This is a genomic window from Shewanella carassii (assembly GCF_019670705.1).
Taxonomy (GTDB): domain Bacteria; phylum Pseudomonadota; class Gammaproteobacteria; order Enterobacterales; family Shewanellaceae; genus Shewanella; species Shewanella carassii.
Map to the genome: position 1 here is coordinate 1,031,572 of NZ_AP024618.1, position 13,406 is coordinate 1,044,977.

Below are 13,406 nucleotides of genomic sequence, written 5' to 3' on the forward strand. Positions count from 1 at the left end.
GCTAGCACAGCTCAAATCTCGCATTTTTGCGTGAAATATGTTCGATTTCATCAAACCTCTGCAACTCACGGATATCTTTCTACCTTAGTGTGCTCAAATCCCCTACTGGTGCTTGAACGCAGACTGAAAGAAGATTAAGTTATTGTTTTACAGTGGGTGGCTTGATTTTTCTGCCAGGAGAAAGCCGACATCCCCACGGACACGGCCAAGCCAAAACCAACCATATCGTTCCACCTCCCGAAACCAGGTATTGCGGTAACCTGCATTGGTGACAATCAGTCGACAAACATGGGATGGCAGCACCTGTGCCAACTCCGCCAAGAAGGCGTTATGACTGCCAGGTAAAAATGGACACCCAGCATTAATGGCGCGCTAGTTAGTCTTCGACTATGCTTTGTTTAAGCATTTAACAAGGAGGTTATTATGCCGCGCCCTCGCCGAACTCAAATCAGCCTTGAAGATACACCTTACTACCACTGTTGCAGCCGCGTGGTGCGGCGTGCCTTTCTGTGTGGTGATGATGCCTACTCGGGCAAGAATTATGACCACCGCCGTGGTTGGGTGGAATCTTTATTGTTTGAATTGGAAGCCGTTTTTGCCATTGATGTGGCGGCATTTGCCATCATGAGTAATCATCTGCATCTGGTGTTGCATATTGATATAGAGACAGCAAACCGATGGACAGACAGAGAAGTGCTTGAGCAATGGCATAAGCTGTTTAAAGGTGATGAGTTAACCCACAAATTCACCCAGGGTGAGCTGATTGAAGCGTATGAAGTCCCCAGGCTGAAGCATACTATTGCGATTTATCGCAGCAGGTTATGTGACATCAGTTGGTTCATGCGTTGTCTTAATGAACCGATAGCGCGTCAAGCCAATCAGGAAGATAACTGTACCGGCCGATTCTGGGAAGGAAGATTTAAGTCACAAGCCTTACTCGATGAAGCCGCAGTGTTAACCTGCATGGCTTACGTTGACCTCAACCCCATCAGAGCCAAGATGGCCGATACGCCTGAGCAATCAGAGCATACCAGCATTCGGCTACGTATTCATGCAGCCTTGAAATGCGAACAACCCGCCAAGCTACTGCCCTTTATCGGCAATGAATGCGATAACCTGCGCAGTGGTATTGCGTTTGGGCTCAAAGATTATCTTGAATTGGTGGATGATACCGGGCGCTGTATTCGCGATGATAAGCGAGGTTCGATAAGTGAAAAGAGTACCAAGCTACTGACGCGGTTGAATATTCCTCATGATAATTGGCTCAAGCTTACCACTGAATTTGGAAGACTATTTCGTGGGCCAGTAGGCACCTTGCAAGAGCTCAGCTGTTACTGCGAACACTTGGAGAAGCGACGACGGCATTTTGCAACCAGCTGTCAATACTTTCAAACGGCTTGAACCCCACGCTATTTATCTCAACCGCAGTCATTGAAACCCCCTGAACCATGGGTGGGGCTAGCACGGCTCAAATCTCGCATTTTTGCGTGAAATCGGTTCGACTTCATCAAACCTCTGCAACTCACGGATATCTTTCGACCTTAGTGTGTTCAAATCCCCTAACGGTGCTTGAACATAGACAGAAAGAAGATTAGGTTATTGTTTTATAATGGGTGGCTTGATTTTTTTTTGATTTTTTTTGATTGTTTTATAATGGGTGGCTTGATTTTTTTTGGCGTTATATGCACAAAAGGATTTCGAAAATGCGCTTACTTTTTTTACTTCTCCTCATTCCTTCTTTTGCTAATGCCGAGATAGACAAAGTATTACAGTCTCAACTCTTAGAAATGGCAAAATTGGACCAATCAGTACGCAAACAATTAGGCGAAGCTGGCTGGGACAAAGCTCCAAAAAATCTCCATACCAAATTATCAACTGTCGACCATGAGAATACAAAAAAGCTCAAAGCAATATTGAGCGAACGAAAATGGTTTACTGATGTTGAGGTAGGAAAAGAAGGTATAGGGGCTGCTTTTCTTATAATTCAGCATTCACCAGACACTGAGTTCCAAGAAAGGATGCTCCCTATTTTAAAGGAATCTTACTTAAGCAACGAAGGCGTATCAGGACAGGAAGTAGCGTTATTAACTGATCGTGTACTTATCCGTATGGGCAAAAAGCAAATATATGGCACACAAGCAGATGTTAAAAATGGTGAAATAGCTTTTATGCCCATTTCAGACATTGATACAGTGGATGAAAGAAGGGCTGAAATGAACATGCCACCTTTAGAATTTTATAAGAAACTTATGGAAGAAATGTATGGCATCAAAGATCACCCAGAAATAGATCTGAATTAAAGTGCATATAACAAACGGTTTATGCTGGGACGCAAAAAAGCTTGGCTTGCGTCACTTCGTTCCTAAATTATAGCCAAGCATTTTCCGCCCCATAACCGGGTGTTATTCACCGCATTCGGGCTCCCAGCCCATCCCCGCTGCAGGCAATGAAACATCCGTCACCGGAAGCCCAATCAATGTTATTTGGCTATTTTGAGCTGAAAGTTATGTCGGCCGTCGTCCCCGCGACAAAACCTCCTGGGGAAGACGGCCGATGGTTTTAAGATTAGACTTTGAACTCGCCAACCGAAGCCTGCAACTCTTCGGCGAGTTGTGCTACCTGATGGCTGGATTGGGCGGTCTGATCGGCGCCTGAGGCGGTTTCTTCCGAAATCAGTGCAATATGTTCCAGTTTTTCTGAAACCTGCTGGCTGACCAGGTTCTGTTCCTGAGCGGCGTTGGCGATTTGGGTTCCGGCATCGAAAGCCTGATGTACAGATTCGCTGATGGCTTCCAGAGCTTGATTGGCTTGCTCTGTCTTGGCGACGCAGGAGTTGGCTTGGGCGCGGCCCTGTTCCATGACAGCGACCGCCTCTTGGGTGCCGGTTTGCAGCACCTGGATCATCTGCTGGATCTCCTGGGTCGATTCCTGGGTGCGGGAGGCGAGGTTGCGTACCTCATCGGCCACAACGGCAAAGCCGCGTCCCTGTTCACCGGCCCTGGCGGCCTCGATGGCGGCGTTGAGTGCCAGTAGATTGGTCTGTTCGGCAACACCTCGAATAACATCCAGAATCGAGCCTATGGCATCGCTGTCGGAATGCACCTTGTTGATCACTTGCCCCGCCTTGGCGACTTCGTCGGCCAGCGCTTCTATGGTGCGGCGGTTTTCCTCGGCAATGATTCGCATATTCTGAGCTTCTTCATCGGCCTGTTTAATCTGGCTCAGAGCGTGATCGGCGCTGTGGGATACCTGCTGGGCACTTGAGCTCAGTTCTGTGGTGGCTGTGGCTACCTGATCGACCTGGCTCTTCTGCTCCTGGATCCCGATAGTGGTTTGTGAGGTGACCGCCGAGGTTTGTTCGGCGGCGGCTGCCAACTGGTTGGATCTATCTAAAATGCCGCGAATAAGACCTCTGAGACTGTCGATAAGGCGGTTGCAGTTGCGGGAAAGTTCGGCAAACTCATCCTGACCAGAGTCATCCAGCTTATGGGTCAAGTCACCGGAAGCGAGGATATTCAATGCCTGATTTATACGGTTGAGTGAGGCGGTTAGTGGTTTCACCACGGCAATACTCACGGCTATGGCCACCATTATTGCTACCAGCACCACCAATAGGGTTTGCATACTGGCCGAGTCGATACTGGCCAGGGTTTTGGCGTTGATCTCGTTGGTTAGGGTTTCGATGGCCCCGGAAAGAGCTGCCATTGCCTGATTAACATTTTTCTTGTCGGTTTCCACTTGCTCCAGTGCTGCCTGAGTGCTGGCCTTGAGCTCGAGTTGGGCCGCTTTTTGGGCCTGAATCGAGTTTTTGCCTTTGAGATGTTGGCTGAGTTTGCCAAGCTCGCTGGTCATTTCATTGAGTATGTCGGCATCGATGACACCGGCGCCGTGACGACTGATGTACTCCAGCTTGGCTTCGGCTTCGTTGCTGATATAGCTAAGTTCTTTGACTATGATTTCGTACTTGCTGCGATCCTCGGTGGCGACCAGATCGTAGACAGTGCTGATCACATTGGTGACATTGCTGTCCAGGGCGGCGGCTGAAGCGGCAATTTCCCGCTCAGTAGTGTCTTGGCTCTGTTCCAGATCCATTAGATCCAGCAACAGACTGGCGGCATCATCCGCCGTGCTTTCCAGTTGATCCCGCTGCTTATTGAGGCTTTCCTGCTGCTCTAGGGCGCTGAGGTGGTCGGCCATCATGCGTTCACTGGTGTTGATGAAGGCCTGATAATTGCGTTCTACCTGGGGCAGGATCTCTTTGAGCCCGGGCTCTTGCTGTACCAGCTTTGACAGACTGGCAAGTTGCGCCTTGAAGCTTTGCTTTTGACTGGTAAATTGCTGTTGGAGCGGCGGGAGTTTATTGGCCTTGGGGACGTGGTAACCCACCAGAACCAATCTTTGCTGCTCGCTGAGGGTTTCACCCAGCTCGCCGGTTGATTTGAGTGCCGGGATACTCAGTTGCTGTAGAACTTCGGTGGTGTTTTTCAGTTCATTGTTGGTAAACCAGGAAACCGCACCAAGCAGGATCAATAGCAGGGTGACTACGGCAAACCCTGCTATGACTCGGGTCGCTACATTCAACTTCATAGGCTACTCCGGAAAAGGTTATGGTTTTTCTCTTGGGAAAAATCTTTTAGTTTTCATGGGCACGTTACCAGATGGTTATCGGCCGATGTCCGCTAAGTTTAACCTTTTTTTAACCTGGATTGGGTAATTTTTTGATCTGATTCCAGGTGCCAGAGTGTCAGGTATTCTCCCCAGCAACAGCCGGTATCCAGCGCCTGCAGTCTTTCGCCTTCGACCTTGCCCATCAGCGCGGCCCAATGGCCAAAGACCTTGGTGTAGTCGGCGGTGTTGGATGGGAATAAAAACCAGGGTTTGAGGTTGGGGTCATCACATTTAGCCGGCGGCACCTTGCAGCTGAAGTCCAGGGTGCCGTCGAGATAGAGGTAACGCATCCGGGTCAGGGCGTTGATACAGTATCTGAGTCTAGGCAGGCCGCTGAGCGCACCGGACCAGTCTTCCGGCTCTTCTGTGTACATCCGGGCGATGAGACTGTCGAGATAGTCGACTCTTTGCAGCGCCTGGCTAACGGCGCCTGCTTCCTGGCGTAAGGTTTGGATGTCCCACTGGGGCGGTACGCCCGCATGGGTCATGATGAGTTTATGCTCGGGTAGTTCGCGCATCAGGGGCTGGGTTCTAATCCAGTCGATGAGACTGTCGATATCAGCCGCTTCCAACAGCGGTTGCAGCTTGTCGCTGGGTTTGACCCGTTTGAGTCCGGCCTTGACCGCCAGCAGGTGCAGATCATGGTTACCCAGTACCGACTTGGCCGAATCGCCGAGATCGCGGAAGAATCTCAAGGTCGAGAGAGAATCCGGACCGCGGGCGATCAGATCGCCGACCGCCCAAAGCTCATCCTGGGAAGGGTTGAAATCGACTTTATCCAGTAAGTGTTGCAACTCGTTGAAACAGCCCTGAATATCGCCGACAAAATAGTGAGCCACTGTTATCTGTCCATTAGTGAACCTGGCCGGGTACGGCCAGGCGGAAAGCAGGGATCTGGGCGTAGAAACTCTCGCCCGCATCGGTTTCCATCAGGTAACGGCCTTCCATAAAGCCCAGCGGCGTTTCCAGCACTGTGCCGCTGCTGTATTGGTAGGCGGTATTGGGCTTGATCCTCGGGGTTTCGCCGACGACTCCGGCGCCCTGAACCTCGCTCTGTTGGCCATTGCCATCTGTGATCACCCAGTGGCGACTCTTGAGAGTCACCGCCTCATCACCCAGATTGATAATGGTGATGGTGTAGCTGAAAAGATACTTGTCTTCATCCGGTGCAGACTGGTGTTCTATGTAGTGGGTCTGCACCTCGACTCTGATACGGCTCTTCTGGGGATTCATCTTAAGTTCCTGGCCAAAATCTCTGATGGAAAGGAAGGACGCCGCCCGGCGTCCGGATGTTACGCCTGACGGTCGCTCAGCAAATTGGCGATGGCAACATACTGCTCGACACTGATCTGCTCGGGTCTGAGGCCGGGATCGATTCCCAGGGTCTCATAATCGGCATCATCAAGCAGCCCCTTGAGGTTATTTCTCAGGGTCTTGCGGCGCATGTTGAAGGCGGTGCTGGTTACCTTGCCGAGCATGGCAACGTCCTTGGCCGGCCAGGGTTTGGTTTCATAGGGCACCAGGCGCACTACGGCAGAGTCGACCTTAGGTGGTGGCGTGAAGCTGCCTGGGGGCACTTCCAGTACCGGCACTACCTGGCAATAGTATTGAGCCATGACGGTGAGGCGGCCATAGGCCTTGCTGCCCGGGCTGGCCGAAAGCCGCAACACCACCTCTTTTTGCAGCATGAAGTGCATGTTGGTGATCTGCTCGGCATATTCGAACAGATGGAACATCAGCGGTGTGGAGATATTGTATGGCAGGTTACCAAAGACCTTGAGCTTCTTGCCCTCGACCATCAGCTTGTTGAAGTCAAACTGCAGCGCATCACCCTGGTGAATTTCCAGCTTGTCTTTCAGCACAGGATGCTGCTTCAGGCGTTCTACCAGATCTCTATCCAGCTCGACCACGGTCAGCTTGTCGATGGCACTGGCCACAGGTTCGGTCAGGGCCGCCAGACCCGGGCCGATTTCGACCATCACATGCTCATTATCCGGGGCGATAGCCGCCACAATACGGTTGATCACATTGTCATCGGTCAGGAAGTTTTGTCCGAAACGTTTTCTGGCGGTATGGCCTAAGTGTACTTTATTGCTCATTGATACTCAGTTGGATCAGTTTTTACCGGCCAGTTCTATGGCCTTGTTGAGTGCACAGACGAAGCTGCCGATATCGGCGTTGCCCGTGCCTGCGAGTTCCAGTGCCGTGCCGTGATCCACCGAAGTGCGGATATAGGGCAGGCCCAGCGTAATGTTGACCGACTTGCCAAAGCCCTGAGACTTGAGCACAGGCAGGCCTTGGTCGTGGTACATGGCCAGTACCACATCGGCGTCTTGCAGATACTTGGGTTGGAACAGGGTATCGGCAGGCAAAGGGCCTATGATCCGCATCTGTTCCTGCTCTCTGAGTTCGTTCAGCGCCGGGATGATTACATCCAGCTCTTCCCGACCCAAATGGCCATCTTCACCGGCATGGGGGTTAAGGCCACAGACATAAATCTTGGGGTTGTCCAGGGCAAACTTATTCACCAGATCCTGGTGCAGTATCTTGATGATCTGATGCAGGCGTTCACGGGTGATCGCCTTGGAGACGTAAGCCAATGGGATGTGGGTGGTCACCAGGGCTACCTGTAGACCGGGGCAGGCGAGCATCATCACCACATCCTGGCAACCGGCCTGATGGGCAAAAAATTCGGTATGGCCGGAGAAGGGGATCCCGGCCTGGTTGATAATGCCCTTGTGAACCGGACCTGTCACCACGGCGTCAAACTCGCCGTTCATATTCTTTTCACCCGCATAACGCAGGGTGTCGACCACATAGGCGCTGTTTTGTTCATTGAGCACGCCGCAGCGAGGCTCACAGGCCATAGTGAAGGGTACTATGGTCAAACTACCGGCCTGCTGAGGCTTGGCCGCTTGGCTTGGCTGATAAGGCTTGAGCTGGAGACTGAGCCCCAGCATCTTGGCACGCGCCTGCAACAAGGCAGGATCTGCGCACACGACCAGCTCGGCCGGCCAGTCGCGCTGCGCCAGCTGTACTACCAGATCCGGACCTATGCCGGCTGGCTCTCCGGGAGTAATGGCAATACGTTTAATGTTCAAGCTGCTTAACCTCTATCCGTTTCAGGGGCGAAGAGTTCAATGTATGCATCGGCCCGCATTTCGTCCAGCCAGTTTTGTAACTCTTCGTTGAATTTGCGGCGGAAGATCAATTGATGTGCACGGTTGGTGTTGAACTGTTCTGTGGCATCTGTCTTGCGTCTCTCTTCCAGCTGAGTGATGTGCCAGCCGTGGGTTGAACGGAACGGCTCACTGATTTCACCCTGCTTCAGGTTGTTGAGTGTCTGGGCGAACTCGGGCACATAGATGCTTGGATCCGCCCAGCCCAGTTCTCCGCCTTTGGTGGCGCTACCGGGATCTTCCGAATACTGGCGCGCCAGATCTTCAAACTTGGCTTCGCCGCTGCGGATCTGTTTGAGGAACTGCTGCAGCATCGCCTTGGCTCTGTCTTCAGACAGAATCGGTGAAGGCTTGAGCAGGATGTGGCGGGCTCTGACTTCCTCGACCTCTTTGGTCTGTAGGCCGCGAGCATCCATGATCTTGATGATATGGAAACCGGCACCACTCTTGATGGGGCCTATGATGTCGCCTTTCTTGGCATCTGTGATGACTTCGGCAAACAGGGTAGGCATCTCATTGATGTTCATGTAATCCCAGATACCGCCTTCCAGTGCCTTGGGACCGGCGGAAGACGCGATGGCGGTTTCACGGAAGTCGGCACCGGATTTCAGGCGCTCCAGCACGGCATTGGCGCGTTTGCTGGCTGCTTCCAGTTGCTCTGAGTTAGGGTTGGAAGGCACTTCGATCAGTATATGGCCAACCTGATATTCCACGTCTTTCAGGCCCTGTTCCTTGATCAGTTTCACCAGGCTGTTGATCTCCTGGGGCGAAACCTGAATTCGGCGCTGCACTTGAATGCGCTGGATTTCACCCAGGGTCACTTCTTCACGCAGTTGCTCGCGGTATTGACTGAAGCTGTTGCCATCGGCTTCAATCGTGGCGCGCATCTGGGCGACCGTCATGTTCTGTTGTTTGGCAATGTTTTCTATGGTTTGGTCCAGCTGCAGATCCCCGATATGCAGGCCGATACGGTCGGCCATCTGCAGTTGCAGGCGGGTCAGGATCAAACGCTCAATAACCTGGGTGCGCAGCGCCTGATCCGAAGGCAGGCTCTGGCCGGCGGCCTTGGCGTTGGCCTTGACAGTGTCGATCATGTTCTGGACTTCGCTTTCCAGTACTATGCCGTCGTTGATCTGCACTGCAACGCGATCCAGCAGCTGTGGTGCTGCCAGGGCAGCCTGGCTCATGACTAGAGCAAAAAATCCAAAAATCAGTTTCTTACAGGGTTTCATCCACAAAATCCTTGCCACATTTTCGTTTCGTTGGCCACCGATGGCAGCGGCCTGGGTTGTCCAGATTGGACTCTCTGTCCTGTCCGAGGTTCAGCAATCTACCACAAATCTTGATTAATTCCTCAGATAAAGTGGTTTGCGGTAGTTGAACAGACCTTCATCCAGCATGTCGCTGACCCCCAGGGGGCCTGAGCCGCCGAGGCCTTTGATCACAAAGTTGAGGTAGACGCCGGTTTCGAACATTTCGCGCTCGTTGGGGGCGGCAGTCCTGAGGTCGTCCTCATAGTTGGTCTTGATACGGTAGTGGTAACTCAAACGTACTGCCCAGCAGCATGACTCGTACTGGAAGCCGGTATAGCTTTCCACCGAGCGTTCCTCTTTGAGATCGTAATACCAGTTGCCGACAAAATAGAGTTCATCAGTAATAGGCCAGGTGGTACGGAAACCAGCCTGGGAGATATCCACTCTGTCGTTGGTGTTGCTGTTGAGCAGATCCGGCACGTAACGGTAGCTGAATTGCAACAGCTTATTGGGGCCAGGGCGGTAGTCCAGAGTTGCTTCGCTCTTCTTGTTGGCACTGTTACGGGTATCGTATTGAATCGCGCCGCTGACAAACCAGTCTTTGTAGATTCTGGCATCCAGCTCGGCGGCCAGTACCGAAGTCGACGGCTGCTCGGTGAGTTCATCCTCATAGAGGCTGACCTTACTGTCTTTGAAGTAGATGATCTGACCTAGGCTGAACTTCAGCTGTTCCAGGTTACGCTCATCAAACAGGCGGGTGGTCAGACCCAGGGTCAATTGGTTGGCATCGGCGATACGGTCCAGACCCGAGAAGCGGCGGTCGCGGAACAGGCCGAAATAGTCCTGCTGCAGTTCACCCGTGTCATAGAGACCGATTTTGGACTGATCTTCATAGCCGACATACAGGTATTGGAACTGCGGCTCCAGCGTCTGGCGGTAGTTCTGGTCGAAGTATTCGGTATAACGCTCGAAGTTTATCTGACCGTGAACCCTCACCTGGGGCAAGGTACGACTGACACTGTCATCCAACTCGGGCTGCTGAATATTGTGCTGCCAGTAGTTGGTTTGCATCAACTTGACTTCACTGGTCAGTGAGCCTGCCGGGCCATGGATTGGCAGACTGATGCTGGGCTCCATATGTACCCGGGTTGCCGTGGTGTAACTGTCTTCTCTGTGGCGGAAGTTGGTTATCTCGGAGGCGAAGTTGAAATCCAGGCCTTGCCACACCCCGGGGGTGCGGTAGTTGAAGTTCAGCTGCGGCATCACCTGGTAGGGCCGCTCTTCATTGCCCAGTACCTTGATGTCCTGCACCCTGGCATTGAAGTCCCAGTTGTCGGTGAAATAGGCGATTTCACCAACCCGGGACAACTGGTTATCGGTGGCACGATTGACATCTGAGTTGAGATCGTTGAAGTAGTTGTTGTCCGAGACATCGGTATAGTTGGCTAACACCCGCCAGTTCTCATCCAAGGCGTCGCTGTGTTCCCAGTGATACATATAGCGGTTGGGGCTGCCATCGAGCATGTTATCGCTGCCCAGGTATTCCAGGTTGAACTGGCCGGTAGGCGTTTGCCGGTCGCCGTTATCGCCCAGCAGATAGCGGAATTCTGTCTTGGTGAACAAGCCCCGCGACGACATATAGTGCGGGGTAAAGGTCAGATCGTACTCTGGCGCTATGTTCCAATAAAACGGCGCGGCAAATTCCACCCCGTTGGTGGTGCTGGAACTGAAGCTGGGGAACAGGAAACCTGTCTTGCGTTTTTCCGAAACCGGCACTGTCATATAGGGAATATAGAATACCGGCACGCCACCTATTCTGAGTTTGGCATCCCAGATCTCACCCCACTCTTCCTTGCTGTCGATTTTGATCTTCTCGGCTTCCAGTAGCCAGGAGACATTATCCGGTGGGCAAGTAGTGAAGTTGGTGTTGTTCAATACCAGGTTGTTGTTCTGGGTAATTTCCAGTTTCTGGGCATCCCCGTGAACTTGTTGACCATGGAGCCAGTACTGCGCCCCTTCAAGGGTGGCGTTATTGGAACGCATCTGCGCCATCAGCGAGTCGGCGGTCACGGTAAACAGCGGGTCTTGAAAAACCAGGTTGCCCTGAGCGGTTAACTGCTGCTCCTGCTGGTTGACCGTGGCTCTTTCGGCGGAAATTTTGCGCCCGGCCTGAGAAAAGGTCACATTGCCTTCGAAGGTCGCCTCTCGTCCCAATTGCGCCGAAGAGGCGTCAGAATGGATCTGTATTTTTTGATCGGCCAAAGGGCCGCTGCTTTCCCCATCCTGATGATAGGGAACCGGAGGCAAGATAACACATTGAGCGTTGTTGCCGCCCTCCTGAGGAAGGGTTTCAGCCAGCGTCAGGGGAGGTAAAAGGCTCAATGCCAGAAAATATCGGATCTGCATCTTAGGTCAATTATTTAGATTTCTTTGTCTGGACAAGTATTCGGAGGGAAAAGTTGCATCCTGCCTCGGGCAACGCAGCCAAAAAACTCTGTATTTATTGGCTGTTTCCTGTTTTTTACCTCGGTATAATAAAGCAATTTTTCGTCAAGAGCCATGAGATGACCTTGTCTGATCCCAGATTTCTTTCCATGTCGTGCTGGTTGCAGCAACTTTTCGGTAAGCCTTTGCAAGCCAAGCTGATTTCCGGTGATGCCAGCTTTCGGCGTTATTTTCGTCTCAATGTCGATGGTTGTGATTACATAGTCACGGACTCTCCTCCCAACTTATTGGATAACAAGCCCTTTATTGCCTTGGCGCGGGCGTATCACCAAGCGGGCATTCGGGTGCCCAAGGTGCTTGAGTTCAATGAGGAAGCGGGCTTTATTTTGCAGCAGGACCTTGGCGATAACTTGTTGTTGCCCGAGTTGACCGAAACCAATGTGAGTGATTGGTATCTCAAGGCGCTGGCAATTTTGCCGGATATCGCGGCGGTGCGGGAAAGTGAGCTTGGCCCCTTGCCGGACTATGATGCGGCCTTTGTCGAACGCGAGCTGGCGATTTTCAGCGAGTGGCTGCTGGATAAACACTGGCAAGTCTCCCTGACAGCCGCTGAGCATACTATGTTGGCCGAAAGCTTTGCTATTTTGACGGCCAGCGCGCTTGTGCAACCCCAGGTCGGCATGCACAGGGACTTTCACAGCCGTAATCTGATGCTTAAAGAGGGTAAGCTTTGGGTAATAGATTTTCAGGATGCCGTGTTGGGGCCTGTGACCTATGATGCAGTCTCGCTGCTGAGAGATTGCTATATACGTTGGCCGGATGCGATAGTCGAGCCGCTGCTCAAAGCCTTCTTTGAACAGTGTCGCGAGCTGGGGTTGGTTGGCAAAGATGTGGATTTTGCCACCTTCAGTCGCTGGTTCGATCTTATGGGAGTGCAGCGACACCTGAAGGCGGCGGGTATCTTTGCCCGTTTGCACCACAGAGATGGCAAGTCAGGTTATCTCAAGGATATACCGCTTACACTCGGCTATGTGGCCGATATCTGCGAGCGTTATCCTCAGTTGCAGGCGCTTTCCTCCTGGGTCAGGCAGAGGTTATTGCCGCTGACTCAACAACAGTCACCACAAGCAGAGCCACAGGAGCATAAATGAAGGCGATGATTCTGGCAGCCGGCAGAGGGGAGCGTCTGCGTCCCTTGACCGACAAGCTGCCTAAACCTCTGGTGACAGTGGCCGGTAAGCCCTTAATTGAGTATCACATTGAACGTTTGGCCGCTATGGGCGTGACCGAGTTGGTGATCAACTGCGCCTGGCAGGCAGACAAACTAATTGAACGGCTGGGAGACGGCAGCCGTTTGGGCGTGACGATTCATTACAGCCGTGAGATTGAGGCGCTGGAAACCGGCGGCGGGATCAAAAAGGCCCTGCCGCTGCTGGGTAATGCACCTTTTTGGGTGATTAACGGCGATGTGTTTATCGACGCCATGCCTGAGCTGCCCAATTTGGCTGCAGATACGCTGGCGCACCTGTTTCTGGTGGATAACCCGGCGCAGCATCCCGAGGGAGACTTCGCCTTGCTGCCGCAAACATTCGGCGATTCGCGAGTCAGTGACAGGGGCGCGCCCAGGTACACTTTCTCCGGGGTGGGAATATATCGCCCCGAATTATTCGATGGGGTAGCAGAGACACATTTTGCCTTGGCGCCGCTGCTGCGGCAAAAGATGGCGCAGGGGCTTATCAGTGGCAGTCATTTCACGGGTTACTGGTGTGATGTCGGCACACTGGACAGGTTGCAACAGCTGGAGCTTAGGCAGGCTAAAGGGGCTGTTTAACCACGAGCGCGCAAGCGGACGCAAGACAAG

11 protein-coding genes and 1 pseudogene are annotated in these 13,406 nt (G+C 52.6%); 4 read left to right on the forward strand and 8 right to left on the reverse strand.

What is annotated here, in order from left to right; translation table 11 throughout:
* Nucleotides 1-177: 177 nt before the first annotated feature.
* Nucleotides 178-342, reverse strand: a pseudogene (locus K5621_RS04750) (IS4 family transposase); the annotation flags it as partial.
* An 81-nt stretch (nucleotides 343-423) separates the two neighbouring features.
* On the opposite strand from K5621_RS04750, the gene K5621_RS04755 reads away from it, so the two are divergent.
* Both K5621_RS04755 and K5621_RS04760 read left to right on the forward strand, forming a co-directional pair.
* Nucleotides 424-1,401, forward strand: coding sequence for a transposase (locus K5621_RS04755; RefSeq protein WP_221050572.1), 978 nt, complete (start codon nucleotides 424-426; stop codon nucleotides 1,399-1,401).
* Between the two features lie 302 nt (nucleotides 1,402-1,703).
* On the forward strand, nucleotides 1,704-2,300 hold the full coding sequence (locus tag K5621_RS04760) for a DUF6624 domain-containing protein (protein ID WP_221050573.1): 597 nt from the start codon (nucleotides 1,704-1,706) through the stop codon (nucleotides 2,298-2,300).
* 265 nt (nucleotides 2,301-2,565) lie between these two features.
* On the opposite strand, the gene K5621_RS04765 is transcribed toward K5621_RS04760, so the two are convergent.
* The 7 genes from K5621_RS04765 to lptD form a co-directional block, all read right to left on the reverse strand.
* The gene (locus K5621_RS04765) at nucleotides 2,566-4,587 is read right to left on the reverse strand and encodes a methyl-accepting chemotaxis protein (protein WP_100145018.1); all 2,022 of its coding nucleotides are present in this window, start codon (nucleotides 4,585-4,587) and stop codon (nucleotides 2,566-2,568) included.
* Between the two features lie 98 nt (nucleotides 4,588-4,685).
* Nucleotides 4,686-5,507 carry a symmetrical bis(5'-nucleosyl)-tetraphosphatase gene (locus K5621_RS04770; RefSeq protein WP_221050574.1) on the reverse strand — a complete coding sequence of 274 codons (822 nt, stop codon included), beginning with the start codon at nucleotides 5,505-5,507 and terminating at the stop codon, nucleotides 4,686-4,688.
* Nucleotides 5,508-5,520: 13 nt separating this feature from the next.
* On the reverse strand, nucleotides 5,521-5,901 hold the full coding sequence (gene apaG, locus K5621_RS04775) for a Co2+/Mg2+ efflux protein ApaG (RefSeq protein ID WP_100145014.1): 381 nt from the start codon (nucleotides 5,899-5,901) through the stop codon (nucleotides 5,521-5,523).
* A gap of 59 nt (nucleotides 5,902-5,960) precedes the next feature.
* The gene (gene rsmA / locus K5621_RS04780; protein WP_071237044.1) at nucleotides 5,961-6,767 is read right to left on the reverse strand and encodes a 16S rRNA (adenine(1518)-N(6)/adenine(1519)-N(6))-dimethyltransferase RsmA; all 807 of its coding nucleotides are present in this window, start codon (nucleotides 6,765-6,767) and stop codon (nucleotides 5,961-5,963) included.
* Between the two features lie 15 nt (nucleotides 6,768-6,782).
* The gene (gene pdxA / locus K5621_RS04785) at nucleotides 6,783-7,769 is read right to left on the reverse strand and encodes a 4-hydroxythreonine-4-phosphate dehydrogenase PdxA (RefSeq protein WP_221050575.1); all 987 of its coding nucleotides are present in this window, start codon (nucleotides 7,767-7,769) and stop codon (nucleotides 6,783-6,785) included.
* A 5-nt stretch (nucleotides 7,770-7,774) separates the two neighbouring features.
* Entirely contained in the window at nucleotides 7,775-9,079 is a 1,305-nt protein-coding gene (surA, locus tag K5621_RS04790) for a peptidylprolyl isomerase SurA (RefSeq protein ID WP_221050576.1), read from the reverse strand.
* A 114-nt stretch (nucleotides 9,080-9,193) separates the two neighbouring features.
* On the reverse strand, nucleotides 9,194-11,506 hold the full coding sequence (lptD, locus tag K5621_RS04795) for an LPS assembly protein LptD (protein WP_221050577.1): 2,313 nt from the start codon (nucleotides 11,504-11,506) through the stop codon (nucleotides 9,194-9,196).
* A 158-nt stretch (nucleotides 11,507-11,664) separates the two neighbouring features.
* Between lptD and K5621_RS04800 the strand changes: the two genes are divergently transcribed.
* Together K5621_RS04800 and murU are read left to right on the forward strand one after the other, a co-directional pair.
* On the forward strand, nucleotides 11,665-12,696 hold the full coding sequence (locus tag K5621_RS04800; RefSeq protein ID WP_221050578.1) for an aminoglycoside phosphotransferase family protein: 1,032 nt from the start codon (nucleotides 11,665-11,667) through the stop codon (nucleotides 12,694-12,696).
* A complete protein-coding gene (murU, locus tag K5621_RS04805) occupies nucleotides 12,693-13,376 on the forward strand; it encodes an N-acetylmuramate alpha-1-phosphate uridylyltransferase MurU (RefSeq protein ID WP_221050579.1) in 684 nt (227 codons plus the stop codon). The genes K5621_RS04800 and murU overlap by 4 nt, the downstream gene beginning before the upstream one ends.
* Nucleotides 13,377-13,406 lie beyond the last annotated feature (30 nt).

Bases quoted from the DNA above. Each gene is read 5' to 3' on its own strand.
- K5621_RS04755 (WP_221050572.1), top strand. From the start codon at position 424: ATGCCGCGCCCTCGCCGAACTCAAATCAGCCTTGAAGATACACCTTAC.
- K5621_RS04760 (WP_221050573.1), top strand. From the start codon at position 1,704: ATGCGCTTACTTTTTTTACTTCTCCTCATTCCTTCTTTTGCTAATGCC.
- K5621_RS04765 (WP_100145018.1), bottom strand. From the start codon at position 4,587: ATGAAGTTGAATGTAGCGACCCGAGTCATAGCAGGGTTTGCCGTAGTC.
- apaG (WP_100145014.1), bottom strand. From the start codon at position 5,901: ATGAATCCCCAGAAGAGCCGTATCAGAGTCGAGGTGCAGACCCACTAC.
- rsmA (WP_071237044.1), bottom strand. From the start codon at position 6,767: ATGAGCAATAAAGTACACTTAGGCCATACCGCCAGAAAACGTTTCGGA.
- surA (WP_221050576.1), bottom strand. From the start codon at position 9,079: ATGAAACCCTGTAAGAAACTGATTTTTGGATTTTTTGCTCTAGTCATG.
- lptD (WP_221050577.1), bottom strand. From the start codon at position 11,506: ATGCAGATCCGATATTTTCTGGCATTGAGCCTTTTACCTCCCCTGACG.
- K5621_RS04800 (WP_221050578.1), top strand. From the start codon at position 11,665: ATGACCTTGTCTGATCCCAGATTTCTTTCCATGTCGTGCTGGTTGCAG.
- murU (WP_221050579.1), top strand. From the start codon at position 12,693: ATGAAGGCGATGATTCTGGCAGCCGGCAGAGGGGAGCGTCTGCGTCCC.